We start from the raw sequence: 24,183 nt of genomic DNA, 5'->3' as shown, positions 1-24,183 counted from the left end.
GCAAGCCGGCGAATCTCTGGCACCACCCACTCATCGTCCTCTGGCGGAAAATCGGATCTAGAGGCTGACCGCATTACATTCTCCTCCCGAAAAATGTCGCAGCTTCAATAGCGTTGCATGCCGTTTTTTGCTGCGTTTCGCAGGCGGGGGCCGCACGGGCACGCGGTTGGCCAATAGGCCTTGGCTGCTCCTTTATAGTTAATGACGATATGATTTTGGGTCACTTTCAAGGCGATTTGGGCTTGGCCAACAAATTATTATTCATCCGACTTTGCCTCGATCGCGTAACCAGCTGAAAGAATTGGCGCGCCCGGAACGATTCGAACGTCCGACCCCCAGATTCGTAGTCTAAAACACTGCTGGAAAACGGCGGATTTGCGTTGCCCTGAACCCCTTGGAAACCGATAATATCTAAGCAGTTGTTAGCCCGTTTGTTAGCCGGGTTTGCAATGTTAGCCGGGGTGTTAGCCCAAGGGAGCAACGGGGCCATGACGAGGCGACAAAGATTAGACGACGATGGCGTGGCGAAGCTGAAGGCGAAGGCGGAGCGATACACACACGCCGATCCTGAATTGCCCGGTCACTATGTGCGGGTGCAGCCGAGCGGGGCCAAGTCATTCGTCGTTGTAACTCGCGACCCGCGCGGCAAGCAGCACTGGCGGACGGTCGGCGCGCCGCCGATGAAGATTGACGCTGCCCGCGATGCTGGCCGGAAGATCATCCGGTCGATCCGCGAGGCACCGCCCGACAGTTTCGAGGGCGTGGCGAAAGAGTGGTTTAAGCGGCATGTCCTGAAGCGCAAACTCCGATCCGCTGGCGAGATTGAACGGTTCATGAAGCAGCACCTTACACCGCCTGGTCGGGGCGCGACTTAACGTCGATCAAGCGGGCGGACGTTGCCACCCTGCTTGACCATATCGAGGATGAGCATGGGGCGCGGCAAGCCGACTATGCGCTGTCTGTTGTGCGGCAAGTGTTCAACTGGCACGCAACCCGCGACGAGAATTTCGCGACCCCAATAGTCAAGGGGATGCGGCGGACAAATCCGCAAGAGCGGCAGCGCAAGCGTATATTGAACGACGATGAAATCCGGGCGGTGTGGAATGCGGCGACCGGCTCCTATGGTCGCCTTGTTCAATTCCTACTCTTGACGGCGCAACGCCGCGAGAAGGTCGCCGCGATGGATTGGGCAGACGTTGACGACGACAATGTGTGGACCATCAAGACCGAAATGCGAGAGAAGGGGAACGCGGGGGTGCTGGTTCTGCCGGATCAGGCGGTCACGCAGTTGGGCAAGCGCGGTAAGGTGCTGGTGTTCCCCGGTCGAAATGGAAAGCAGATCAGTGGTTGGTCGAAATACAAAGCCACGCTCGACAAGGAGATATTGAGCGCGGCGAAAAAGGTGGACCCGAAGGCCAAGCCGCTGCCGCACTGGGTGTTGCATGATCTTCGCAGGACGGCCCGCAGCCTAATGAGCCGCGCCGGTGTTCGCCCGGATATTGCCGAGCGCGTCATGGGCCACGCCATTGCCGGTGTCGAGGGCGTCTATGATCGGCACCCATACCGCGACGAGAAGGCCGACGCCCTGGCGAAGCTGGCGGGGCTGATTGCGCTGATCCTGAACCCGCCGAAGGGGAACGTGGTCAGACTTACAAAAAGTTCATAAAAAGACGGTTGAACGCTAGCTGCAAATCGGCGTAGGTCTCGCGCAAGCCTAAGTGCTTTGTCCCTATGCCGTGCGAGACACGGTAAAGGAACAGCGCACCAACTCTCGCCAAACGGTCAATAAACATTGGGCGAGCCGGAGTAGGGAAGCCTACCCGGAATTGTTTTCGAGAAAGGGGCGTGAAGGGCAACTAGCGCCCTCCCTTTCCTAACCCCGGTGGTTTAGCCACTGGGCAGGAAAGGTATGCCCCGTGAAGCCTATACTGCGCTTTCCTGACTTGGTCGAATTGGGCCTAGTCAATAACTGGACCACTCTCAACAATTGGATCGCGAAACGGGGCTTCCCGCCCGGTCACATGCTTGGCCGCCGCCGAGTGTGGACAGAGCGGTCGATTGTCGCGTGGATTGAGAGCCAACCCACCGAGAACACCGCGCCGTGCCGCCGGCCGGCGGTATGTCCAGCATGGTTAAACTGCGCTTTCGACGGGGGGGTATGGGTGCTGAAAAGTCGCTCCCAGCGCCCTTTGTTTTCAATGACTTGGAGGCCGATAAACCCCAGACCTTTCCAATCCCCTGTTTCGAGCACTCGGGGCAGTATTTCTGGCGCTTGCCGGACCCGCTCAAAGCGAACTGCGCGCCGCAAGATAGACACCTCTTTTTCATGCGCGCCGCCTAAGGAGAGGCTCATTATTGCGGCGCGCTTCGGCCGCGGCCTTCGCCTTCTTGGCGATGCCCTTCAGCCTTCAGGATGCCTGAGGGGAATAAGTTCAGGGTTTGGCCGAGCGCCACTAGCGGCGGTCGGGTTTGGGTTGGCCACCTCGAAGAACGCTGGCACGGGAAGCCCTGCGGCTTCAGCGAGCACCGCGATGCCACCGCAAATATGATTCGCATCGAGGGCAACTCGCACATCCCGCTGACGCGGTTGAAGCCGGAACCGCGCGTGAGCGATCCTGCTTGCGTTCAAGAAAACATTTGGCCCCGCCTGTGGGGTTACAAAGTCCGGCTATACATCGAAGCTGAAAAGGAGCTTCAGGAACTCGGCTGCGGGTGGCGAATCGTAATAGTCGAGTTGGACGGGTCGCGCGTGCTTCTGCATCACAACGGTAGCATCGCAACGATGAAGCGAGATGCCTTCAAGGCGCTTCTCGCTCGCAACAAGCGATCTAGGCGAAGTCCGATCAAGCTAGTGGTCAGCAACCTCCCCAAAGGCGAGGAGAGGTTCCGCGATGCCGCTTGATGCGCGAAAACTTCGACAATCAAAAAACGTCCCAGGAACAGAAAATCGCCAATACCGCAGCGATAGCGGGCTGAAGGCCGAAAAGGACTCACATATATGTTATAGCCCTCCGCTGAAGGGCAGCCGGCGCGCCTCCCGCTACCGCTTAGGCGGAACCACCCACCTAAATCTTGAGCAGCTGATCAATCTAAAAGCGGCGGTCGATTTCGCGAGAGCGATCGGCCTACCCTTGGTTGCCCACTACATCATTCATTGGGTTGGAACTGACGCTGGCGACGATGCCGATGGCGCATTGTTCGCTGAGTTTCGCGAAACCCTCTCCCGTTGGCTTCGTTCCCGCGACATCCCCCTCGCTGCAATTTGGGTGCGGGAGAAAAAGTCGGGCGGCATGGCCGAGGTGGAACACGCTCACTTGCTGTTCCATCTGCCCAATGCCTATTTGCGAGGCGCGGGACTCGTAAGCCTCGCCGGCGAGGTCGACGGCAACGACGAGCTTCTTTAGGTGCAAGCCGCGCTCTACCGAATGGTGAGGCGCATTGCTGGCCGTCCGGATGATTATGCGGTCAAGCTGAAGGTCCCCACCGATGGCGGCAACCCTGGCCCATACAATAGCCGCTCCTATGACGGCCTCTACCTTCTCAAGGGCGGCGGCAGATCGGCCTGGCGGCTATTCCCTCGCATCCGCAAAGACTGGCGCAAGCCGCAGGGCCTCATCTTCGCCAAGCGTGGCGGCGTGACGCAGAACCTAGGCCCCGCTGCAAGGCGACGTGCTGGCTTTGATGGAGAGAACGTCTTGCGAGAACGGGCGAGGGCCTTGGGCCTATGAGCGAGATGGCTGTGATGGGCGCCGGAATAGTTGGCAGGCCAGCGCCGCTACCAGGTTATTCTTTGATTTTTTCCTGCGTACACGTTCCGCTGCACGGATAGACCGAATCCTTCGTGCAGCTGCACTTGCCTTCCTTGCTCGTGGAAGCCTTGCACCACCCGGTTTTGCCGTAGCAGAGGCAGCCACACGTGGCCCCTTGTGAACTCGAACCCCCCGGCCGCCTCTGAATGGCCGATGCCTCGCCGGCCATTTGCACGATCAAAACAGCGGTGACGAGGATATGCGCAATCAATAGGCCGATGCGTGATCTCTTCATTAGTGCCTCGGACGACATTAGTGCCTCGGACGACGCCAGCAAAGTATGGCCCAAAGTAAGCTTACTAGTTCTGGCCCGGTCTGCAAGGCATGCGCGCGGCAACAGGCTGATGACCTTTACAAAACATTACATTGAGAGGGCGATTTCTGAGCACGGGCGACAGATGCGAGAAAGGGCGAGGGCTTGCCTATGAGCCGGCCAGTCTGCTCTATAACCCTTTATAAATCAATGGCTTAGATGGGGGAATAAAAGCGGTTGTTGTTGTTTTTCAATGGCTTAGATGCCTCTCAGCGTATAGAACCCCGACCCTTCAGCCGCCACGGGGAGGCTAGTCCGGGTAATCACAAAATACATTATAATCAACACGTTAGCCATTGAGAACAGGGGCTATCAATGGCGGCTCCACCTTGATTTTCTTTGCGCGGGGTGTTACCTTTTCTCAAGATTAGGTAACATGAGTAGTATCTAACAGCAGGAGAAAAAAGAGGAAATGGCCAAGGCATTTAAGCCGGCGGTGGCCTATCTCCGCCCCTCTAGCGCGGCCAATGTAGGGGCTGACAAGGACAGCGATAAACGCCAGCGAGCAGCCATCGAGGCCTTCGCCAGGGGCTCAGGGTTTACGATCCTTGCCGAGTACTACGATGCCGCCGTAAGCGGAGCTGACCACATCGACCAGCGCCCAGGTTTTGTGCAAATGCTGCAAAGACTGGCGAGCAACGGTGCTAGGGCTATCATCGTGGAGTCGCCGGACAGATTCGCCCGCGACCTCGCAGTTCAGCTCGCCGGTCACGGCATGCTCAAGTCGCTGGGCATGTCAATCATCCCTGCCTCGGCACCCGATTTTTTCACCGAGGATACCCCCACGGCAGTTTTGGTACGCCAGGTTTTGGGGGCTATCTCTCAGTTTGAGAAGGCCGGCGTCGTTGCGAAACTGGCAGCGGCTCGCAAGCGCAAGCGTGAGTGCGAGGGACGGTGCGAGGGAAGGAAGCCCCTCAGCATCACGAGGCCAGAGGTTGTCGCCCTCGCTCGCAAGCTTCGACGGCGCAAGCCCAAGGGTGGGCAACACTCGTTGCGTGTCGTTGCAAGTGAACTAGCAGGGCGGGGCTTCCTAAACGAGCGTGGGAAGCCTTACGCCGCGAAAACTGTGGCGAGCATGCTGTGCCAGAATTGTTGCTGAGCGGAACGTAGCGAAGCGTCGAACCGAACAGCTGTATCGAACTATTGGCTAGCGGATAACGCTGCCTTCTGGAAACCAACGAGGTTTTCCTCCTTGGTGATTTCGCCAGACGGCATGCCCTGCATTGAAGCTATCGAAAATATAATAAAGCCGCCCTGCTTGCGCGGTACGACAAAAAATTGTGCCGAACGACTTCCGTCCGTATCCTCGCAACTGGAAAATCCTCTAAAGACAACCTCGCTATCGACAAGTTCGCTAACGCGACCGGACGCAAACTTGCCTTTGCATTCCTTCGCATCAGCGCCTGCGACCGCGGAGGCCACATCGATCCCCTTTATGCTGGGGTCAGCAGGGATAATCTTCACGGCACCAACCGCCTCATCAGAAGTCCACGCTGCTCCGAACGAAGCAAATTCGACGGGCGTTTCTCCCCGGGCCAAGACCCTTGGATTTGGAAGCCGGCTCTTCAACATAAAATTGGTCGCCAGCTGGATCGCCTCGATCTGAAGCTCCGGGGAAAGCTCAGACGTAGGGGACTCCCCGGGCTTAAGGCTACTCACATTCGGCTCAGGCTCATTGATTGGCTGCACCGCCGCGGTGTTGACATTCGAGGAGACGCAGCTCGCTAGAGCCGGTATGAGCTGTGATGTTGTCGTCAGGTTGAACTCATAGAGACGACCTTTTGCCAAAGCGTTCATAACGTAAGCACGCCTAAATGAATTGATGAGCTTTGAATTGTCCGGCATCGAAACCGTCACCAAGTTGACGACGGGTTGACCAGGGAGTCTCACGGCCGTGCCAAAGACGCGGATGCTGCCGCGGTTATCGAATGTCAAATCAATCGGAATTGTTTCTCCCTCCTGCAAATTCCAAGAGTCGTGGGCGAAGCCAATTGACCAGTCATATTGGGAGTTAATCGAAACGACGAAATAGATTCCGGATTGATACGTCGTCCCAGCGACGCAATGAGAAAAACGCCGCGTTGAATCATCTATGTAAGCTCCGCCGTCCCAAGCCCCAATGCGGATGGCGGGCGCGTACGGTCCCTTCGCAAATGCGCTAGCGGAAGCAAAGACCAAGGTAGCGAAAATGAAAAAGGAAATAACCCGGTTCGCCTTTTGTCACCCCCGAAGGATTTGAGCGAAACCTAGTCCCAACACTAAAACAGGGGCTAATGCATCTGGCAAGGTTCGGCATTTGCTGGCCGCCTCGCAGACCTCAACCAAGCGCCTAATTGTTTTGAAAATTAAATTTGGCTCGATGCAAGCGGGCAACAGGTGTCTCGATCCGACCACAATGCCCTGGCGGGGTCGCGACCTATGCTCGTCTCTTACGGCGATGTCATCTGTGGAAGTTGGATGGATAGTACGCATAGAATTTGACCCCCAGCGAAGCCGCCATCTCGCTTATATCTGAATCGGCCAAGGCCGGCAGCAACTCAGTGCTTCATCCGGGGAATGCGGGATTAGAGAGGATCGATTGTTAGCCCGCCCGTTAGCCCTAAACCTTACTGGGTATCAAAAACCTGGAAAATAATGGCGCGCCCGGAACGATTCGAACGTCCGACCCCCAGATTCGTAGTCTGGTGCTCTATCCAGCTGAGCTACGGGCGCATTTGCCTCCGCCTTTAAACGGGAGGCTTGTTCACGCGAGCCGCGAAAGCGGCTAATTTCCGCGCGTGAGCTGGTGCCTACCTAAGCTGTCGCCGTCACAAAGGCAAGGCTTGGGAACGATGCGGGATTTCCGGTGGTTTCTGTTGCATAAGGATCCAACAGCGTTCCGGGAGAAACGACCATGACCATGAAGACATTCTACAGCAAGGCGATGGCGACGCTCGCCGCCGGGGCCTTCGCCATTTTTCTCAGCAGCACCGCCGGCCTCGCGGCGAGCGACTTCCAAGGCACCTGGGAGGTGCAGGATACCCAAGGCAAGCCGTTCCAGATCATGCTGATGGAAGACGGCACCGCCACAGGCACCCGCGAAGGCGAAGGCCTGAAAGGCACCTGGAAGGAAAAGAAGGACTCAGCCGTAATCCGGTGGGATTCGGGATGGACCACCAAGATCAAGAAGGACGGCGATCAATACAAGAAGATGGCCTTCGAGAAGGGCAAGGACGCCAAGGGCGAGCCTAGCCATAGCTCGGCAGCGAAGAAGGTTCAGTAGGCCCTTAAGCGCGACGGCGGCGCGCCCGCGCGAGATCGACCACGCTGTCCGGTATGGTCACGCGGAAGGTCGCGCCGCCTTCGTTGCGCGCAAGCTCGATTTGGCCGCCATGGGCTTGCACCAGCTCGGCAGCGATTGCGAGGCCGAGCCCGGTGCCGTCTTTGCGCGCCACCGTCTGAAATGCCTCGAACAGATGCGCTTTCGCCCGCTCCGGCACGCCGGGGCCTGTGTCTGCAATCTCGATCATCGTCACCGTGCCCTGTCGCGTCGCGCGCACGACGATCTCGCCCGACCGACCCTCCTCGCTGTCCAGCGCCTGCACGGCGTTGCGGCAAAGATTGATCAAGATGCGAAAGAGATGGTCGCGGTCGGCGTCGGCTTCGAGCGCGTGGTCGACTTCGATCATCCACTCGATCGCGCCGGGACGCGGCAGGCCGAGACTGTCGCCGACCTCGCCGACAAGGGGCGCAAGGGCAAAGCGTTCGCGGCGCGGCGGGATCTCCTGCGCCTGTCCGTAGTCGAGCGTCTGCGCGCAGAGCCGGATGGCGCGGTCTAGGGACGCAATCAATTTCGGCACGAGGCGCTGCACCGTCGGATCCTTCACCGTGCTGAGGCGATCGGACAGAAGCTGCGCGCTCGACAGCATGTTGCGGAGGTCGTGGCTGATCTTGCTGACCGCGAGGCCGAGGGCGGCAAGGCGCGTCTTCTGCCCCAGCGTCGCGGCGAGGTCGCGCTGCATTGAAGAAAGCTCGCGCTCGGCGGTGCCGATTTCGTCGCGGCGCGACGACGGCGTGATGATGCGGGTCGGGTCTTCGGGGCGCTCGCTGAAGCGCACGATGTTCCTGGTGAGCTGGGTCATGGGCTTCACCAGAAGCGCATTCAGCGCAAGATAGACGAGCGCCGCGGTGATGATCGAGATGAGGATGGAGAGAGCCAGAATGTCGAGGCCATAGCGGATCATCGCGGCCTTGAGAGGCGCCTCGCCCATCACCACCTCGATAAACTCGCCCTCGTTGAAGCCCGGCTCGCCGACGACGCGGATCACGCGGTCTTCGGGCGTGACATAGACCAAGAGGGCATCGGCGATCAGGCTCAGCCATGACGCGCCACGCAGGTCGTAGGAGGCGTGGATCTCGGCCGGCATGTCCATCTCTATAATGAGCTGGCGCGAATCCGCGCGTTTCACCGCGATCGCCTTGACCATGGCATTGGTGAGCACCTCGTCCCGCAACGACTTCGGCAGCTGTCCGCCGGGCGCCGCCTCGGCGGCGAGCGAGGCGATTTGCGCCGCGGCGAGGCGCTCTTCCAGCCATTGGCGACGGAAATTGGAGACCGACGGCACGAAGACGAGCACTTCGGCCAGCATGACGAAGAGAAGGGTGAGCAGAAGGAGCTTCGCCGACAAGCCCGGATGGCGCGGGACACTCGGCTTCGGCTTGCCTTCCGGGAGCTGCAACGCGTCGTTCAACTGAAGACTCGCAAATGAAGGGCTCGTTTTGGCCTTGAGAGCGGATGCCGAAGCGCTTCGCTATCCGAAACGGCGCAGGAAGGCGATGATGCTCCTGAGCCAGCGCTTCGTCAAAGTGGGCTGATAATAGGTCAAAGCCACGCGTTTCGATATCTCCGAAAAGGTCGGATAGGGCAGGACGAAATTCATGATATCGCCCACGCGCATGTCCTTGGACATGGCGATGATCCAGAGCTGGAGAAGCTCGCCGGCATGAGCGCCAACGATGGTGCAGCCGAGGATGGTCCCGTTTGGCCTGGAGATAACCTTAATGAAGCCGTCCGTTTCGCGCTCGGCCTGGGCGCGGTCGTTTTCGGTAAAGGGCCAGCGCAGGATGCGCAAGCGGCGATGCTTCTTGCGGGCTTCCGCCTCCGTCATGCCGATTTGCGCGAGCTCGGGCTCGGTAAAGGTGACGTGCGGGATGAGTGCTGCGCTCGCGCGCGGGCGCAAACGGAACAGCGCGTTCCGAATGACGATGCCGGCGTGGTAGTTGGCGAGGTGCGTAAACTGCGCGCCGCCGACGACGTCGCCGATGGCATAGACACGGCGGTTGGCGGTCTTGAGATGATCGTTCACCTTGATGCCGTCGGCGCTGAACTTGATGCCGGCTCGCTCCAGCCCGAGCGACTTGACGGTGGGCTTGCGTCCGGTGGCGACAAGAAGGTGCGTCCCCTTGATGATCTCGGTGTCGCCGTTTTTCTGCACATGAACGGCAACCCCCTGCACCGCCCGCTCGACACGCTCGACGCGGGTGTTTGCATGCAGCGCCACTTGCGCATCTTCCAGGCGCTTGAGGATGACGGCGACGGCTTCGGGATCGTCGCGGGAGAGAAACGACCCGGCATCGATCATCGTGACATGAGCGCCGAGCATGCGGTGGGCTTGCGCGAGTTCGACGCCGATGGGACCGCCGCCAAGCACGATGAGATGCTGCATGCGTTCGGAGATGTCGAAAATCGTCTCGTTGGTGAAATAGGGAATCTCGTCGAGACCGGGGATCGGCGGGATCGAGGGCATCGAGCCCGTGGCGATGATGAAGCGGCGGGCGCAGACGAGAACGCGGCCAGCCTCGACCGTATTCTTGTCGAGGAAGCTCGCGTGCGCCTGGATCACGCGCACGCCGAGGCCGGTGAAGCGCTCGACGGAATCGTTCGGCGCGATCGCGGCGATGATGCCATGGACGTGATCGTGCACGGCGCGATGGTCGAGCTGCGCCTCGATCACCTCGACGCCGAAGGCAGAGGCGGTGCGCACGGCTTCGGCGCGTTTCGCGGCGGCAAGCAGAGCCTTGGAGGGGACGCAGCCATAGTTGAGACAGTCGCCGCCCATGCGGCCCTTCTCGATCAGCACGACAGGCACGCCGAATTGCGCCGCCGCGGCTGCGACAGAGAGGCCGCCTGAGCCCGCACCGATAACGCAGAGGTCGGGCTTCAGAACCTCTTCCATTCCACCCTTTCCCTCTGACATCAGGCGGAGGGTGCCCGCCTGAACCGTTTAATCACGACCGGAATGAGCGCGACCACGCCCAGCGCCACCAGGGCAGCAATCAGCTCCGGCGTGAGCAATGCCCCCGAATCGAGTGCATAGGGACACGACTCTTGGCCATCCGTACCCAACTTGGCAAGGCAGGATTGGTGGGCAGCTTGCTGCGCCGCGATCAGACTGTCGAGACCTTTACCCGCGAGGGAAAAGGCAAAAGTTCCGGGGATGATGCCCAGCACAGTGGCGCCGACATAGACCGGCAGGCTGACGCCGAGCAGGCCCGGCGCGAGATTGACCAGCCAGAACGGGAAGAGCGGGACAAGGCGGAGAAAGAGAAGATAGCTGAACGCATCTTCCTGAAAGCCCTTGCGCAGCCGCGCCAGCCAAGGCCCCGCGCGCGCGGCAAGGACGTCGCTGAGGGCGGTGCGGGCGATGAGGAAGATGGCGGTGGCGCCGATCGTCGCACCGACAATCGACAAGATGCCGCCGAAGAACCAGCCGAAGAGAAACCCGCCCGCCAGCGTCAGGACCGCGGCGCCCGGGAGCGAAAGCGCCACCGAACTGGCATAGAGGGCGACAAAGCCCACGACCGCCAAGGCCATGTTCTCGGCGATGAAGGCCTGGAGGCTGTCGCGCCGCTCGGCGAGGGATTCGAGGGTCAGATAATGATGCCAGCCCATCGCGAACACGAAGGCGCCGCCGGCAGCGATGAGAATCAGCGGCCAGAGCCGCTTCAACCACGCGACGGCACCCGCCTGTTCAGCAATCGTGGGCATGGGCAAGGGCCTCCTTCGTGCCGCTCCGTCTAAGTAGACCTTCGCGGGCCAGGCGAAACCCGCTTTCCCGCTATCGTGATGCCACGTCACCAGATGTGATAGGTTCAGGCCTTTCCGATGCCCCGGCAGGAATTGGCGTGCGATTGACTGGAGCCCCCTAACCCCTTATAAGCCGCCAATCTTTGCAAGCCTTGGAGAATTTCCGTGAAGCGCACCTTTCAGCCGTCGAGACTAGTCCGCAAGCGGCGGCACGGCTTTCGAGCGCGCATGGCGACCAAGGCCGGCCGGAAAGTGCTCGCGCGGCGCAGAGCCAAAGGACGTAAGCGTCTGTCGGCTTGAGCGAGACCAGCCCTGGCTCAGGGGTGACGGCGATCGGACGCCTCAAAAATCGCAGCGAATTCCTCTTTGTCCGCGGCGGCACGCGCTTCACCACGCCGTCTTTGGTGCTGCAAGCGCGGCCGCGTGCCGATTCCGCACCCGGATGTGACAATCTTGCGCGCTTCGGCTTCACCGCCACGAAGACTCTGGGCGGCGCCGTCATCCGCAATCGGGCACGGCGGCGCTTGAAAGAGGCCGTGCGCCTGAGTGCGCCCCAGCATGCCGCAAAAGGCTATGATTATGTTTTGATCGCGCGGGCTGGCACGCTACAACGGCGCTTCACCGAGCTGATCGGGGATCTCGAACGCGCACTCGCGAAGGTGCATGAGCCCGCCGCGGCGAAGAAGCGCTGACGACCCGTACGCGAATCAGACTTGTCTCCACCCCCCGCCCTTCGCAACGACCCGGGCTCTGAGCTGAACGGACACTCGCTGAACCGACATGGACGATAATAACCGCAACTTCCTTCTTGCAATCGTCCTGTCGATGGTCGTGCTCTTTGCCTGGCAGTTTTTCTTCGTGCCGGCGACCGAGCCGCCCGCTCCGAAAACCACGCAACAGCAGACCCAGCCGGGGCAGCCGTCTAAACCAGACGCCGGCCCCGCCACGCCGGCAACACCGGGAACCGGCGCGCCGGCGCTGCCCAGCGAAGTCGCCGCGGCAGCCTCGCGCGAGGAAGCGCTCCAGGGCTCGCCGCGCGTTCCGATCGAGACGCCGAGTCTTGTCGGATCGATCTCGCTGAAAGGCGCGCGCATCGACGACCTAACCCTCAAAGACTACCGGGTGACGGTCGAGCCAAACAGTCCGAACGTCGTGCTCCTGTCGCCGGCGGGAACGCCCGGCGCCTACTATACGGAGCACGGCTTCGTCGGGGCTCCCGGACAGACTCAGGCGCTGCCCAACAGCGACACGGTGTGGAAGGCGGACGCCGCGGCAAGACTGACGCCCACCTCGCCCATCACCCTCACCTATGACAACGGCCAAGGCCTCGTTTTCATCCGCACGATCGCGATCGACGACAAATACATATTCACGATCGAGGATCGGGTGAACAACACCGGCACCGACGCCGTCACGGTCTATCCCTACGGGCTCGTCTCCCGTCACGGCCAGCCGCATTCTGCGGCGTTCTACATTCTGCATGAGGGCCTGATCGGCGTGGTCGACGACGGCCTCCAGGAAATCAGCTACGCCAACGCGGTCGAGGACCCTCCGGAAACCTTCAAAAGCAATAGCGGCTGGGTCGGCATCACCGACAAATATTGGAGCGCCGCCGTCGTGCCCGAGCAAGGCAAGGCGTTCGACGCGAAATTTTCCGGCTCGCAGGTCGACGGCCGCGAGCGGTTCCAGACCGACTATCTCATGGGCGCCGTCACGGTCGCGCCCGGCGCCACCGCCGAGGTCAAGGGCAGCGTGTTCGCCGGCGCCAAGGAGGTCAATGTCGTCGACGGCTACGCGCAGAAATATTCCATCCCGAAATTCGACCTCCTGATCGACTGGGGCTGGTTCTATTTCATGACCAAGCCGATGTTTTACGCGCTCGACTTTTTCTACAAGCTGGTCGGCAATTTCGGCGTGGCGATCCTGATCGTCACGGTGCTCATCAAGCTCGTCCTCTTCCCGCTCGCCAACAAGTCCTATGTCTCGATGAGCAAGATGAAATTGCTCGCGCCCGAGATGCAGCGGCTCAAGGAGCGCTACGGCGACGACCGCGTCCGCATGCAGCAGGCGATGATGGAGATGTACAAGAAGGAAAAGGTGAACCCGGCTTCGGGTTGCCTGCCGATCCTCGTGCAGATCCCCGTGTTCTTTTCGCTCTACAAGGTGCTGTTCGTCACAATCGAGATGCGGCACGCGCCGTTCTTCGGCTGGATCCACGACCTGTCGGCGCCCGACCCGACTAGCATCTTCAATCTGTTCGGGCTCATCCCCTGGGACCCGCCCGCGTTCCTGATTATTGGTGTTTGGCCGCTCATCATGGGCCTCACGATGTGGGTGCAGATGAAGCTCAACCCTGCGCCGCCCGACCCCGTGCAGCAGAAGATCTTCGCCTGGATGCCGGTGTTCTTCACCTTCCTGCTGGCGAGCTTCCCGGCGGGGCTCGTGATCTACTGGGCCTGGAACAACTTCCTGTCCGTGCTGCAACAGGCCATCATCATGGCGCGGCAGGGCGTGGAAATTCCGCTCATGGAGAATCTGGGCATCAAGCGGAAGAAGCCCGTCGTCACAACGCCGGTTGAGACCGAGACGAAGAAGGCCGCCAAGCAGGCGCGGCGCGCCAAGCGTGCCGGGGTCCGCTCGCGAGCGGAAAACGCCGATGGGGGGGAAGCCGAAGACGAGGCGCAAACAGCGCGCGAGCGAACCGAGACGAAAGGGTAGTTTCGCGGGCGCTCCGCTGCGATGCCCATGGATAGCTCAGACACCACGGCGGGGGAGCTTGCACGCGGCGAGGCGCTGTTCAAGAGCCCCTGCATTTTCGTCAAAGGCGTCGTCAGCATCGACGACTTGCCCAAAGACGGGCGGCCGGAGATCGCCTTTGCGGGCCGCTCCAATGTCGGCAAGTCGAGCCTGATCAACGCGCTGACGGGCAGAACAAGCCTCGCGCGCGTCTCCGTCACTCCCGGACGCACGCGTGAGCTCAACTTCTTCACTCTTGGCAAGGACGCCGAGCTCTATCTCGTGGACATGCCGGGCTATGGCTATGCGCGGGTGTCGAAGGCCGCCGTGAAAGGCTGGACCCGGCTGATCCGCGAATATCTGCGCGGGCGCCGCGAGCTGAAGCGGGTGTTCCTGCTCATCGATGCCCGGCACGGGCTCAAGCCCAACGACAAGGAAACCATGACGTTGCTTGACGAGGCGGCGGTGTCCTACCAGGCCGTGCTGACCAAGGCCGACAAACCGAAAAAGACGGAGCTCGAGGAGACCGTGGCGAAGGTCGAGGCCGAGCTTGGAAAGCGCCCTGCCGCCTACCCGCAGGTGCTCGTCACCTCCGCGCGCACCGGCATGGGCATCCCTGAGCTTCGCGCCGCGGTGGCCTCACTGGCGCCAAACGGCGTTGTGCCCTGAGCCATAGCGCCGCTATAAGGCGCAGTGGCCAAGACGAAAGCATCTCCCGTGAAGACGAAAGAGCGGACGCCGTCCGGACAAACGGTGGAGCAGGCCGAGATCCTGGCGGCCATCCATGCCAACGCCAAGGTGCTGTCGGAGGCGCTGCCCTATATGCAGCGCTACGACAGCAAGACCGTGGTGGTGAAATATGGCGGCCACGCCATGGGCGACCCCATGCTCGCGCAGAATTTCGCGCGCGATATCGTCCTTCTCAAGCAGGCCGCGGTAAACCCCATCGTCGTGCATGGCGGCGGCCCGCAGATCGGCTCGCTCCTGGAGCGGCTCAATATCAGAAGCGAATTCAAAGGCGGCCTTCGCGTCACCGACCGTGAGACGATGGAGGTCGTGGAAATGGTGCTCGCCGGCTCCGTCAATAAGGAGATCGTCACCGCCATCAACAGCCAGGGCGGCCGGGCGGTCGGCATTTCCGGCAAAGACGCCAATCTGATGCGGGCGAAGCGCCTGGAACGGCTCTGGCGCGATCCCGACTCCAATATAGAGACCGTCATGGATCTCGGTTTCGTCGGCGAACCCGCCGCCGTGGATCCGCATGTCATCGAGGTCTTTCTCCACTCCGACCTGATTCCGGTGATTGCCCCGATCGGCGTCGGACCCGACGGCGAGACGCTCAACATCAACGCCGACACTTTCGCCGCCGCGCTCGCCTCCGCGCTGAAGGCTAAGCGCCTTCTGCTGCTGACCGATGTCAAGGGCGTACTCGACAAGAACGGCGAGCTGATCAAGTCGCTGACGACCGCGGAGGCGCAGGCCCTAATCGAGGACGGCACGATCTCAGGCGGCATGATCCCGAAGATCGAAGGCTGCTTGGACGTGATCGCCGAAGGCGTCGAGGCCGTGGTCATCCTGAACGGCAAGGTGCCGCATGCGGTGCTGCTGGAGCTGTTTACCGAGCATGGGGCCGGCACCTTGATCGAACGCCGCAGGCATAGGGCCGGCGCGAAGGGAACGGCATGAGCAAAGCTCTAGACCCGAAAGACGGCTTCGGCCATGTCGAGACGTGGGTATTCGATCTCGACAACACGCTCTATCCCGCCGACTGCAATCTCTTCGCGCAGATCGACCGGCGCATGAGCGAGTTCATCGCCAACTGTTTCAGCATTCCGCTCGCCGAGGCGCAGATCATGCGCGAGACCTATTACTACGAGCACGGCACGACGCTCGCTGGCCTGATCCGCCTGCACGATATCTGCCCGAACAGCTTTCTCGATTATGTGCACGACATCGATCTCGGCGTGGTGGAAGCGGCGCCGGACCTTGGCGCGGCCATCGATGCGCTGCCGGGGCAGAAATTCATCTTCACCAACGGCTCGCGCAAGCACGCGGAAGCCGTCTCGGCGCGGCTCGGGCTGCTCGATCATTTCGAGGACATCTTCGACATCCACGCTTTGGAGTACATCTACCCGAAGCCGATGCGCGAGGCGTATGAACGCTTCTTCAAGGCCCACGATATCGTTGCCGCCGGCGCCGCCATGTTCGACGATCTGCCGCACAATCTCGCGACCGCGCATCGGCTCGGCATGACGACGGTTCTGGTCGACTGCGCACCGACGCCACATCCGGAGCATCAGGCCATCGCCGGTTGGGCGGAGCTGCCGGCCCATATTCATCACCGCACCGATGCTCTGACCGCCTTTCTCGCCGAGATCGTCGCTCGTCCCGCTCAAGGGGGGAGCGAAAAGCGAGTTGCCCCTCTTTGCTACATCGCCTGAACTTGGAGAGCATCGCGCGCGCATGACCTATGACCATCTCAAGACTTTCATCGAGAGCGCCTTCGAGCACGCGCATGAGATCACGCCGGAGACCAAGGGCGTGGTGCGCGACGCGGTGGGCGAGACGCTCGATCTGCTCGACAAAGGCGAGCTGCGCGTCGCGGAGAAGGTCGGCGGCAACTGGATCGTCAATCAATGGCTGAAAAAGGCGATCCTGCTCTCCTTCCGCCTGCACGATCCGCACAAGATCGACGGCGGGCCCGAGGGCGGCTCGTGGTGGGACAAGGTTCCGACCAAGTTCGCGGATTGGAAGACGAAGGACTTCAAGGAAGCCGGCTTCCGTGTGGTGCCCGGCGCTGTGGTGCGCCGCTCCGCCTATGTCGCGCCGGGGGCGGTGCTGATGCCCTGCTTCGTCAATCTCGGCGCGCGGGTCGACAGCGGCGCCATGCTCGACACCTGGGCCACGGTCGGCTCCTGCGCCCAGATCGGCAAGAACGTGCATCTCTCCGGGGGCGCAGGCATCGGCGGGGTGCTCGAGCCGTTGCAGGCGAACCCGGTCATCATCGAGGATAATTGCTTCATCGGCGCGCGCGCCGAAGTCGCCGAGGGCGTGATCGTGGGCGAAGGCTCGGTGCTCTCGATGGGCGTCTATCTCGGGCAGTCGACCAAGATCGTGAACCGCATGACGGGTGAGATTCTGTACGGGCGCGTGCCGCCTTATTCCGTCGTGGTGTCGGGCACGATGCCGGGCAAGCCGCTGCCCGACGGCGCGCCGGGGCCGTCGCTTTATTGCGCCGTGATCGTCAAGACCGTCGACGAGCGCACCCGCGCCAAGACCTCAATCAACGAGCTGCTCAGGGATTAGACACGCGCGGGGATCAGGAGGGCCGATGGACTGGAAATTTCTGCTCTTCAGTCTCGTCGTGGCGGGGGCCGCTGGGATTCTGCTGATCCTCGCAATGGTGTCTCCGACCGCCTTTACCATCGCGCTAGCGCTGGCGCTGCTCTATCCCTCCTACGCCGTGATGGCGAAGCGCTTCCAGGATCGCAATAAGCCCGGCGTCCTGGCGCTGTTCGGCATTGTGCCTCTAGTAAGCTCCAATCTCCTCCGGACCTTCGGCTATCTCGACCCAGAGAACCCGAGCGCTGATCTTGCAGATCTTCGATCTCGTGGTGGTCGGCATCAGCCTCTGGCTTCTGGTCGAGCTCGGCATCCTGAAGGGCACGCAGGGCCCTAACCGCTACGGGCCCGACCCGCTCGGCGTTCCACAGGAAGATGCTCGCCTGTGACAGTTGCCGCTTCGCAAGCCGTTCCTTCCGCTCTACAAGAGGTGCCGTGACGGGGGCGACCTGGCCAACTGGCCGGCAAGGGAGGGGACAATGGATTTCGGCTATCTTTTCACGTCATTCGACGGGCGCATCAACCGGGCGAAATACTGGATCGGCTCGATCGCGCTCGCGGTGATCAGCATCGTTTTCGGGATCCTGATCGCTTCGCTGTTCGGCATGACGACGCTCGGCGCGATCCTGATCACGCTTGTCACGCTCGCTCTTTTCTATCCGGCCTACGCAATCGCGGCGAAGCGCTTCCAGGACCGCGACAAGCCCGGCAAAACCGCCCTTTACGGCCTCGTGCCGGTCCTGCTCGTGAACTTTCTCCAGCTTTTCGGCATGACCGGAACGCCGGAGCAGCCCAATACGCTCGGCTGGATCTCGAGCCTCGTCATGCTTGCCGTCGGCCTCTGGTTCCTGGTCGAGCTCGGCATCCTCAAGGGCACCACCGTTCCGAACCGCTATGGGCCCGATCCGCTCGCGCGGTAAGACCGCGCCCTCAAGGGAGGGCGTTGCCGGGAGCACGGCGCCATGGCCTTGCACCTTCTGACCGGCTTTAGCAGCCGCATCGGGAGGGGCGCGTTCTGGCTCGGCGTCGCGATCATGTTCGCCATCCAGCTCGCGTTGTCATTCCTGTGGTTCGGCATGTTCCACTCCACCGGCGGAACCGAGACCGAGCGTGCAATGGGATGGCTCGCACTCGCTGTTCTGCTTTGGGTGTCCGCGGCGCTCATCGTGAAGCGGTCATATCCGCTCTACGGCCTCGGGCCGGCGCTCGCCTACCAGCTCGGCGTCACCTTCTCCAGCAACATCTCCAATGAGCTCCGCTACATCAGCTGCGCTCGCTGATCCACGTCATCGACATGCACCAGCTCACCAAGGATCCGAGCCTGACGATCGGCAGCGAAAGTCCGACTGCCGCGTCGCCGAAGCGGGACATGACAGTCTTTGAGCTTGGCCGCTATTTAGACTATTGCAGCGAGATGCTTTCGCTTTGCGGCAGGTCGCGGCACTCTATGCGCAGACCTTGGACGATCCGGTGATCGTCGCCGCGGTTAACGATATTGAGATGCTCGCAACCAATTTGAGCCGCAAGATCTGGCAGAAGATCGCGATCCTGCAATCTTCCCTTCGAACCGAGGCGCAGCCGTCCGGGCCATCGCTATGAGCAATGTCGGAGACAGCGCGGTCGAGATCGCGCAAGCGTTGATCCGCTGCCCAAGCATCACGCCCTTCGATGCCGGCGCGCTGGAAGCGCTGGCGCAGGTGCTGTCGGCGGCCGGCTTTACCTGCGAGCGGCTGCACTTCACCGAGGAGGGCACGCCCGCAATCGACAATCTCTATGCCCGCATCGGCGACGGCGCGCCGCATATCTGCTTCGCCGGCCATACCGACGTGGTGCCGCCGGGCGATAGCGAGCAATGGACGCATCTGCCCTTCGCCGCCGACATCGCCGACGGCATCCTGTACGGCCGCGGGGCGGCGGACATGAAGGGCGCGATCGCCGCCTTTGCCGCCGCGGCAATCGACTACGTCAAGGCGACGGGGAAGGAGATGGATGGCACCATCAGCCTTCTCACCACCGGCGACGAGGAAGGGCCCGCGATCAACGGCACGCGCAAGGTGCTCGACTGGATGGCGGAGACGGGCGAGCATCCCGACCACTGCATTGTCGGCGAGCCGACCAACGCGCGCGAGCTCGGCGAGGCGATCAAGATCGGGCGACGCGGCAGCCTCAACGGCGTGTTGAGCGTAAACGGCGTGCAGGGCCATGTCGCCTACCCGCATCTCGCCAGCAATCCGGTGAAGGGGCTGATCAAGGTGCTGGCCGGTTTCTACGATGCGCCGCTCGATTACGGCACCGCGCATTTCTCGCCGTCCAATCTCGAAGTGACCAACATCGATGTCGGCAACCCGACGACAAATGTGATCCCGGCGAGCGCCACCGCCCGGTTCAACATCCGCTACAACGACCGCCACACACCCGAGGCGCTCGAGGCGACGCTGCGGGAGCAAGTGGCAGCGGCGCTCACGGATAGCGGGCTTGAGCACACGCTCGCATTCGAGCCGCCCTGCCCCGCCTTTCTCACCGAGCCGGGACCGCTCGATGCGCTGCTCAGCCAGGCGATAAGCGACGTCACCGGACGCACGCCGACGCTCTCCACCGATGGCGGCACGTCGGACGCGCGGTTCATCAAGAATATCTGCCCCGTGGTGGAGTTCGGGCTGCTCACCACCACGATCCACAAGGTCGACGAGCAGGTGAGCATCACAGATTTGCAACAGCTCGCCGCCATCTATCGCCGCTTCCTCGATATTTATTTCGAGGATTTTGCCATCGCGGCGTCCGCGCCGGCAGGCGACGACGCCCCCGCCTGAGCCATGGACGGCGATCCAAGACCGATCGGGGTGTTCGATTCCGGGATGGGCGGGCTTACGGTGCTGCGCGCGATGGAGGCGCGGCTGCCCGCCGAGCGCTTCGTCTATCTCGGTGACACCGCGCGGCTGCCTTATGGCACCAAGAGCGCGGAGACGGTGCAGGCTTACGCGCTGCAGGCAACACGCCTCCTGATCGAAGCGGGCGTGAAGATGGTGGTGATCGCCTGCAACACCGCTTCCGCCGTCGCGCTCGATGCCCTTAAGGGAGCGCTTGCGCCCGTGCCGGTCATCGGCGTGATCGAACCCGGCGCGCGTGCCTGCGTCGCCGCGACACGCAATAACCGCATCGCCGTGATCGCGACGGAAGGCACGGTGAAGGGCGGCGCCTATGTTCGCGCTATCGGTGCGCTCAGTCCCGACGCGATCGTGGTGCAGCGGCCCTGCCAGGTCTTCGTTGCGCTCGCCGAGGAAGGCTGGACCGACACCACGGTCACCATCGCCGCCGCGCATCATTATCTCGGCGCGCTGTTCGACGGACCGGACGCGCCGGATACGCTCGTGCTCGGCTGCACGCATTTTCCGGTGCTCGCGGCCACCCTCAGGCTCATCATCGGCGAGCGGGTGGCGCTGGTGGATTCAGCGGCAACGACGGCGTCGGCCGTCGCGAAGGCCTTGGCGGAGAGCGGCATGGCGAGCGGCGAGAGGAAGAGCGGCGGCGCACGCTTCTTCGCCACGGACTCGCCGGAACGTTTCGCCCGCGTCGGCGCCATCTTCCTCGGACGCCCTATCGATGTGGCAAGCGTGGAGCTGGTGGATCTCCGGCCTAAAGAGTCGCCTTCGTTCTAACCCTGTCGTTCCCGCGAAGGCGGGAATTCAGTAAACACCGGCCTCGCATCATCACAACGACCGGGATTACTGGATTGCCCGGTCAAGCCGGGCAATGACACAGACGCGGACTAAGCCTTAGGCGCCGGCTCGTTGTCGGGGAGCGTGGCGGAATCGTCGGTCGGATCAGCCTGCTCCAGATCCGGCGGCGCTTCCTTATCCGCCGCAACCGACACTTCCCGCAGTAGGCCCTTGAACCACGCGCCGCCGAGCAGCACGAAAACGGCGAGCGTATAGACCACGGCGCCCAGGAGGAGCAGGAGCGCGAGCATGGTTTCGTCGCGGAAGATGCGGGCATCGACGAGCGCGCCTTGGAGAACGTAGTAGCCGGCGAGCAGCGACACGCCGAGCAGGAGGCCCGACACCAGAAGCTTCACCACCGGGCCGCCGATGGCCGCACCCGATACGGCAAAGCCCTGACGGCGGGAAAAGAACGCAAGCAGGCTGAGATTGATCCAGGCGCCGACGGCAGTGGCGAGCGCGAGGCCCACTTGGGCGAGCGGGCCCATGAGCACGACTTTCAGCCCGATATTGATGGCGGCGGCGAGAAGCGCGGCTTTGACCGGCGTGGCGGTATCGCCGCGGGCGTAAAAGGGCGCGGTGAAGCTCCGAAGCAGCACGAAAGGCAGGAGCCCCACGGAATAGGCGGCCAAAGTCGCGCCCGCCGCGGCCGCATCTTCCGCGGTGAACGCGCCACGCGCAAAGAGCGCGCGCATGATGAGGTCGGGCACCGCCAATGCCCCGGCGGCGCAAGGGATGGTCAAAAGCAGCGCAAGCTGGATGCCGCGCGCCTGGGCAGAGGCCGCGCCCATCGTGTCTCCCGCCGCCAGCCGCCGCGACATTTCGGGAAGCAGAACGGTTCCAACCGCGATGCCGACCACGCCGATCGGGAGCTGGTTGATGCGGTCGGCATAGTAGAGCGCAGAGAGCGCGCCGGTCGGCAGGAAGGACGCGATCACGGTATCGGCGAAGAGCGCCAGCTGCACGCCGCCCGCGCCGATCACGGCGGGGCCGAGCGCCTTCAGGAAGCGGCGGGTCGGCTCATCCATACGCGGCAGGCGGAAGGTGATCCCGATGCCGTGGACCTGGGCGTCGACGCCGACGAACACGACCTGGGCGACACCGGCGATGAGCACGCCCCAGGCGGCGGCGTGGCCGGCGTCCGCGAAGAACGGCGTCAGCAGCAGCGTGGCGATGAGCGAGAAATTGAGGAAGATCGGTGCCGCGGCCGCGGTGGCGAATCTGTTGTTGGCGTTAAGGACCCCGGCAAGCAGAGTCTCGAGCGACACCAGGGCGAGATAGGGGAAGGTGATGCGCGTCAGCGCGACCGCGAGATCGAAGCGGGTCGGATCATCGGCAAGCCCAGGCGCGAGCAGGCCGACGACCTCGGGCGTATAGACAAGCGCAATGCCGAGCAGAAGAAGATTGAGGGCGATCAGTGCGGCGGCGATGCGGTCGGCAAAGAGCTTCGCCGCATCGATGCCGGTCTGCTCGAGCGTGCGCGCATAGGCCGGCACGAACGCCGCGGCGAAGGCACCCTCGGCGAAGATGGCGCGGAAATGATTGGGCAGTCGGAAGGCGACAAAGAACGCATCGGCGATCGGGCCGGCGCCCAGCACCGCCGCCATGACGATGTCGCGAAGAAAGCCGGTAAGGCGCGAAACGAGCGTAAGCCCGCCCACCGTGGCGATGCGCCTGATCATGAGCCCTCTCGCGAGGCTGGAGGTAACGGCGCCGGAGCGTCCCCGCTCCTACTCTAGGGCGCGAAGCCTGTCCATACGGCGAACGAAAACCCCCGATTTCCCGGCTTTCAGTAGTCCACCCTCACGAGATAGAGGCCGTAAGGCGGCGCGACGGGGCCGCAGGCGCTCCGGTCCTTCGCCGCGAGCGCTGCCTCAAGATCGCGGGCCTGCCATTTCCCCTCGCCGACAAGCTTGAGCGATCCCACCATGGAGCGCACCTGATTGTGCAGGAAGGAGCGGGCCGAGGCCTCGATCCTGATCTCCTCGCCCGCGGCCGATACCGCGAGGCGGTCGAGCGTCTTCTCAGGCGAGGCGGATTGGCATTCAGTCGAGCGGAAGGTGGTAAAATCGTGATGGCCGAGCAGCGCCTGGGCGGCATCGTGCATGGCATCAGCATCCAGGGGCCGATACACGCCCCAGGCGCGATCGCGGTCGAGCGCGAGCGGACTGCGGCGGGCGACGATGCGATAGAGATAGTGCCGCGCTTTGGCCGAGAAGCGCGCATCGAAATCGTCCGCGACCTTGATGCAGGACAGGACGCTGATCGGATCGGGCCGGATTTGCGCGTTCAAGGCGTCGCGGACTTTCTCTTCCGCCCAGTCCTTGGCGAGATCGACATGGGCAACCTGGCCCCGCGCATGCACGCCGGCATCGGTGCGGCCGGCGCCGCGCGGAATGGCATCCTCGCCTGAGAATGCCTTAAGCGCGGCAGCGAGTCGGCCCTGGACGGAGGCTGCATTCTCCTGCACCTGCCAGCCGACATAGGGCGTGCCGTCATATTCGATGGTGAGCTTGAAGCGGGGCATGGCGTCTAACCGAGCCTCGTGCCTAGCCTAAGCTTCGCGCCGCGCAGAAACTCGTCCGCCGACATCGGCTTTTTGCCGGCGCGCTGGATCTCGACGAGGCGCACCGCGCCGTCGCCGCAGGCGATGGTCAGACGATCGTCGAGCAGCGTTCCCGGCGTGCCTAACATTTCAACCACGCCGCTGCGCAAGACTTTGACGCGTTCGCTCTTGCCGTTGACCGCGAGTTCGAACCACGCGCCGGGATGCGGCGACAGGGCGCGAATGAGATTGTGCAGGTCGAGAGCTGACCGGGACCAGTCGATGCGCGTATCCCCCGCCATGATTTTGTTCGCGTAGGTGATTCCCCGCTCGGTTTGCGCGCGGCAATGCAGCGTTCCAGCTTGCAGCTCCGCGAGCGCCTCGACCATGAGATCGGCGCCGAGGGACGCAAGCTTGTCATGCAGCTCGCCCGCGGTCGTGTCGGCCGCGATGGGGATGCGCTTTTCGAGGCAAACGGCCCCGGTATCGAGGCCTTCATCCATGCGCATGATGGCGATGCCCGTCTCGGCGTCGCCCGCCATGATGGCGCGCTGCATGGGCGCGGCGGAGGGCCAGAGAGGCAAAAGGGAGGAATGGAAGCTGAAGCAACCATGGCGAGGGGAACGGAGGACTGGGTTCGGCAGCAAGGGGCAATA

25 protein-coding genes, 1 tRNA gene and 1 pseudogene are annotated in these 24,183 nt (G+C 62.4%); 19 read left to right on the top strand and 8 right to left on the bottom strand.

Annotated elements, in window-relative coordinates; translation table 11 throughout:
- The first annotated feature begins 521 nt into the window (after positions 1–521).
- The 4 genes from ACR2J1_RS05200 (at position 522) to ACR2J1_RS05185 (ending at position 5,221) form a co-directional block, all read left to right on the top strand.
- Positions 522–875 (top strand): Arm DNA-binding domain-containing protein, encoded by a 354-nt coding sequence (locus tag ACR2J1_RS05200; RefSeq protein ID WP_434018272.1) that lies wholly within the window; start codon positions 522–524, stop codon positions 873–875.
- Positions 876–964: 89 nt separating this feature from the next.
- Positions 965–1,666 carry a tyrosine-type recombinase/integrase gene (locus tag ACR2J1_RS05195; protein ID WP_434018271.1) on the top strand — a complete coding sequence of 234 codons (702 nt, stop codon included), beginning with the start codon at positions 965–967 and terminating at the stop codon, positions 1,664–1,666.
- Positions 1,667–2,891: 1,225 nt separating this feature from the next.
- The gene (locus ACR2J1_RS05190) at positions 2,892–3,404 is read left to right on the top strand and encodes a hypothetical protein (protein WP_434018270.1); all 513 of its coding nucleotides are present in this window, start codon (positions 2,892–2,894) and stop codon (positions 3,402–3,404) included.
- 1,130 nt (positions 3,405–4,534) lie between these two features.
- The gene (locus ACR2J1_RS05185; RefSeq protein WP_434018269.1) at positions 4,535–5,221 is read left to right on the top strand and encodes a recombinase family protein; all 687 of its coding nucleotides are present in this window, start codon (positions 4,535–4,537) and stop codon (positions 5,219–5,221) included.
- Between the two features lie 41 nt (positions 5,222–5,262).
- On the opposite strand, the gene ACR2J1_RS05180 is transcribed toward ACR2J1_RS05185, so the two are convergent.
- Positions 5,263–6,300: a hypothetical protein gene (locus tag ACR2J1_RS05180; RefSeq protein ID WP_434018268.1), complete on the bottom strand. Its 1,038-nt coding sequence runs from the start codon at positions 6,298–6,300 to the stop codon at positions 5,263–5,265.
- Positions 6,301–6,757: 457 nt separating this feature from the next.
- Positions 6,758–6,834 (bottom strand) — tRNA-Arg (locus ACR2J1_RS05175).
- 181 nt (positions 6,835–7,015) lie between these two features.
- Between ACR2J1_RS05175 and ACR2J1_RS05170 the strand changes: the two genes are divergently transcribed.
- Positions 7,016–7,384 carry a hypothetical protein gene (locus ACR2J1_RS05170; protein WP_434018267.1) on the top strand — a complete coding sequence of 123 codons (369 nt, stop codon included), beginning with the start codon at positions 7,016–7,018 and terminating at the stop codon, positions 7,382–7,384.
- A 4-nt stretch (positions 7,385–7,388) separates the two neighbouring features.
- Here the strand turns inward: ACR2J1_RS05170 and ACR2J1_RS05165 are convergent, their stop codons facing one another.
- Genes ACR2J1_RS05165 through ACR2J1_RS05155 form a run of 3 tightly spaced genes read right to left on the bottom strand, consistent with a single transcriptional unit; the run spans position 7,389 to position 11,149 of the window.
- Positions 7,389–8,852 carry a sensor histidine kinase gene (locus ACR2J1_RS05165; protein ID WP_434018266.1) on the bottom strand — a complete coding sequence of 488 codons (1,464 nt, stop codon included), beginning with the start codon at positions 8,850–8,852 and terminating at the stop codon, positions 7,389–7,391.
- 60 nt (positions 8,853–8,912) lie between these two features.
- A complete protein-coding gene (locus ACR2J1_RS05160) occupies positions 8,913–10,337 on the bottom strand; it encodes a dihydrolipoyl dehydrogenase family protein (RefSeq protein WP_434018265.1) in 1,425 nt (474 codons plus the stop codon).
- A 20-nt stretch (positions 10,338–10,357) separates the two neighbouring features.
- Complete coding sequence (locus ACR2J1_RS05155) at positions 10,358–11,149, bottom strand: TVP38/TMEM64 family protein (RefSeq protein ID WP_434018264.1); 792 nt, start codon at positions 11,147–11,149, stop codon at positions 10,358–10,360.
- 204 nt (positions 11,150–11,353) lie between these two features.
- On the opposite strand from ACR2J1_RS05155, the gene rpmH reads away from it, so the two are divergent.
- The 14 genes and pseudogenes from rpmH (at position 11,354) to murI (ending at position 20,922) form a co-directional block, all read left to right on the top strand.
- Positions 11,354–11,488, top strand: coding sequence for a 50S ribosomal protein L34 (gene rpmH, locus ACR2J1_RS05150; protein ID WP_434018263.1), 135 nt, complete (start codon positions 11,354–11,356; stop codon positions 11,486–11,488).
- On the top strand, positions 11,485–11,880 hold the full coding sequence (rnpA, locus tag ACR2J1_RS05145) for a ribonuclease P protein component (protein ID WP_434018262.1): 396 nt from the start codon (positions 11,485–11,487) through the stop codon (positions 11,878–11,880). The genes rpmH and rnpA overlap by 4 nt, the downstream gene beginning before the upstream one ends.
- 88 nt (positions 11,881–11,968) lie before the next feature.
- Positions 11,969–13,906, top strand: a complete 1,938-nt coding sequence (gene yidC / locus ACR2J1_RS05140; RefSeq protein ID WP_434018261.1) for a membrane protein insertase YidC — start codon at positions 11,969–11,971, stop codon at positions 13,904–13,906.
- A 27-nt stretch (positions 13,907–13,933) separates the two neighbouring features.
- Positions 13,934–14,593, top strand: coding sequence for a ribosome biogenesis GTP-binding protein YihA/YsxC (yihA, locus tag ACR2J1_RS05135; protein WP_434018260.1), 660 nt, complete (start codon positions 13,934–13,936; stop codon positions 14,591–14,593).
- A gap of 153 nt (positions 14,594–14,746) precedes the next feature.
- A complete protein-coding gene (gene argB, locus ACR2J1_RS05130; protein ID WP_434018273.1) occupies positions 14,747–15,610 on the top strand; it encodes an acetylglutamate kinase in 864 nt (287 codons plus the stop codon).
- The gene (locus ACR2J1_RS05125) at positions 15,607–16,365 is read left to right on the top strand and encodes a pyrimidine 5'-nucleotidase (RefSeq protein ID WP_434018259.1); all 759 of its coding nucleotides are present in this window, start codon (positions 15,607–15,609) and stop codon (positions 16,363–16,365) included. Before argB ends, ACR2J1_RS05125 begins: the two co-directional genes overlap by 4 nt.
- A 22-nt stretch (positions 16,366–16,387) precedes the next feature.
- Positions 16,388–17,230 carry a 2,3,4,5-tetrahydropyridine-2,6-dicarboxylate N-succinyltransferase gene (gene dapD, locus ACR2J1_RS05120; protein WP_434018258.1) on the top strand — a complete coding sequence of 281 codons (843 nt, stop codon included), beginning with the start codon at positions 16,388–16,390 and terminating at the stop codon, positions 17,228–17,230.
- A 25-nt stretch (positions 17,231–17,255) separates the two neighbouring features.
- A pseudogene (locus ACR2J1_RS05115) lies at positions 17,256–17,405 on the top strand (hypothetical protein); the annotation flags it as partial.
- Between the two features lie 112 nt (positions 17,406–17,517).
- Positions 17,518–17,655: a hypothetical protein gene (locus ACR2J1_RS05110; protein WP_434018274.1), complete on the top strand. Its 138-nt coding sequence runs from the start codon at positions 17,518–17,520 to the stop codon at positions 17,653–17,655.
- A 90-nt stretch (positions 17,656–17,745) separates the two neighbouring features.
- A complete protein-coding gene (locus ACR2J1_RS05105; RefSeq protein WP_434018257.1) occupies positions 17,746–18,186 on the top strand; it encodes a DUF805 domain-containing protein in 441 nt (146 codons plus the stop codon).
- Positions 18,187–18,228: 42 nt separating this feature from the next.
- A complete protein-coding gene (locus ACR2J1_RS05100) occupies positions 18,229–18,546 on the top strand; it encodes a DUF805 domain-containing protein (protein WP_434018256.1) in 318 nt (105 codons plus the stop codon).
- Between the two features lie 145 nt (positions 18,547–18,691).
- Positions 18,692–18,865, top strand: coding sequence for a hypothetical protein (locus ACR2J1_RS05095; RefSeq protein ID WP_434018255.1), 174 nt, complete (start codon positions 18,692–18,694; stop codon positions 18,863–18,865).
- Positions 18,862–20,076, top strand: a complete 1,215-nt coding sequence (dapE, locus tag ACR2J1_RS05090; RefSeq protein ID WP_434018254.1) for a succinyl-diaminopimelate desuccinylase — start codon at positions 18,862–18,864, stop codon at positions 20,074–20,076. Before ACR2J1_RS05095 ends, dapE begins: the two co-directional genes overlap by 4 nt.
- Before the next feature lie 3 nt (positions 20,077–20,079).
- Positions 20,080–20,922, top strand: coding sequence for a glutamate racemase (gene murI, locus ACR2J1_RS05085; RefSeq protein WP_434018253.1), 843 nt, complete (start codon positions 20,080–20,082; stop codon positions 20,920–20,922).
- Between the two features lie 110 nt (positions 20,923–21,032).
- Here murI and murJ read toward each other — a convergent pair whose 3' ends face one another.
- The 3 genes from murJ to ACR2J1_RS05070 form a co-directional block, all read right to left on the bottom strand.
- On the bottom strand, positions 21,033–22,664 hold the full coding sequence (gene murJ / locus ACR2J1_RS05080; RefSeq protein WP_434018252.1) for a murein biosynthesis integral membrane protein MurJ: 1,632 nt from the start codon (positions 22,662–22,664) through the stop codon (positions 21,033–21,035).
- Positions 22,665–22,771: 107 nt separating this feature from the next.
- A complete protein-coding gene (gene truA / locus ACR2J1_RS05075) occupies positions 22,772–23,509 on the bottom strand; it encodes a tRNA pseudouridine(38-40) synthase TruA (protein WP_434018251.1) in 738 nt (245 codons plus the stop codon).
- A gap of 5 nt (positions 23,510–23,514) precedes the next feature.
- Positions 23,515–24,183 (bottom strand): methionyl-tRNA formyltransferase (locus ACR2J1_RS05070; protein ID WP_434018250.1); only part of this gene is annotated, 669 nt, incomplete at its 5' end.

Origin of the sequence: Methyloceanibacter sp. (assembly GCF_050999895.1) — a bacterium.
Lineage (GTDB): Bacteria > Pseudomonadota > Alphaproteobacteria > Rhizobiales > Methyloligellaceae > Methyloceanibacter.
The sequence above is the reverse complement of the archived record's forward strand: the minus strand, read 5'-3'. Positions and strand labels throughout refer to the sequence as shown.

Excerpts from the sequence above, each read along its gene's own strand:
- ACR2J1_RS05190 (WP_434018270.1), top strand. The coding sequence starts at position 2,892 with ATGCCGCTTGATGCGCGAAAACTTCGACAATCAAAAAACGTCCCAGGA.
- ACR2J1_RS05185 (WP_434018269.1), top strand. The coding sequence starts at position 4,535 with ATGGCCAAGGCATTTAAGCCGGCGGTGGCCTATCTCCGCCCCTCTAGC.
- ACR2J1_RS05170 (WP_434018267.1), top strand. The coding sequence starts at position 7,016 with ATGACCATGAAGACATTCTACAGCAAGGCGATGGCGACGCTCGCCGCC.
- ACR2J1_RS05160 (WP_434018265.1), bottom strand. The coding sequence starts at position 10,337 with ATGGAAGAGGTTCTGAAGCCCGACCTCTGCGTTATCGGTGCGGGCTCA.
- ACR2J1_RS05155 (WP_434018264.1), bottom strand. The coding sequence starts at position 11,149 with ATGCCCACGATTGCTGAACAGGCGGGTGCCGTCGCGTGGTTGAAGCGG.
- yidC (WP_434018261.1), top strand. The coding sequence starts at position 11,969 with ATGGACGATAATAACCGCAACTTCCTTCTTGCAATCGTCCTGTCGATG.
- yihA (WP_434018260.1), top strand. The coding sequence starts at position 13,934 with ATGGATAGCTCAGACACCACGGCGGGGGAGCTTGCACGCGGCGAGGCG.
- argB (WP_434018273.1), top strand. The coding sequence starts at position 14,747 with ATGCAGCGCTACGACAGCAAGACCGTGGTGGTGAAATATGGCGGCCAC.
- ACR2J1_RS05125 (WP_434018259.1), top strand. The coding sequence starts at position 15,607 with ATGAGCAAAGCTCTAGACCCGAAAGACGGCTTCGGCCATGTCGAGACG.
- dapD (WP_434018258.1), top strand. The coding sequence starts at position 16,388 with ATGACCTATGACCATCTCAAGACTTTCATCGAGAGCGCCTTCGAGCAC.
- ACR2J1_RS05105 (WP_434018257.1), top strand. The coding sequence starts at position 17,746 with ATGGATTTCGGCTATCTTTTCACGTCATTCGACGGGCGCATCAACCGG.
- ACR2J1_RS05100 (WP_434018256.1), top strand. The coding sequence starts at position 18,229 with ATGGCCTTGCACCTTCTGACCGGCTTTAGCAGCCGCATCGGGAGGGGC.
- dapE (WP_434018254.1), top strand. The coding sequence starts at position 18,862 with ATGAGCAATGTCGGAGACAGCGCGGTCGAGATCGCGCAAGCGTTGATC.
- murI (WP_434018253.1), top strand. The coding sequence starts at position 20,080 with ATGGACGGCGATCCAAGACCGATCGGGGTGTTCGATTCCGGGATGGGC.
- murJ (WP_434018252.1), bottom strand. The coding sequence starts at position 22,664 with ATGATCAGGCGCATCGCCACGGTGGGCGGGCTTACGCTCGTTTCGCGC.
- truA (WP_434018251.1), bottom strand. The coding sequence starts at position 23,509 with ATGCCCCGCTTCAAGCTCACCATCGAATATGACGGCACGCCCTATGTC.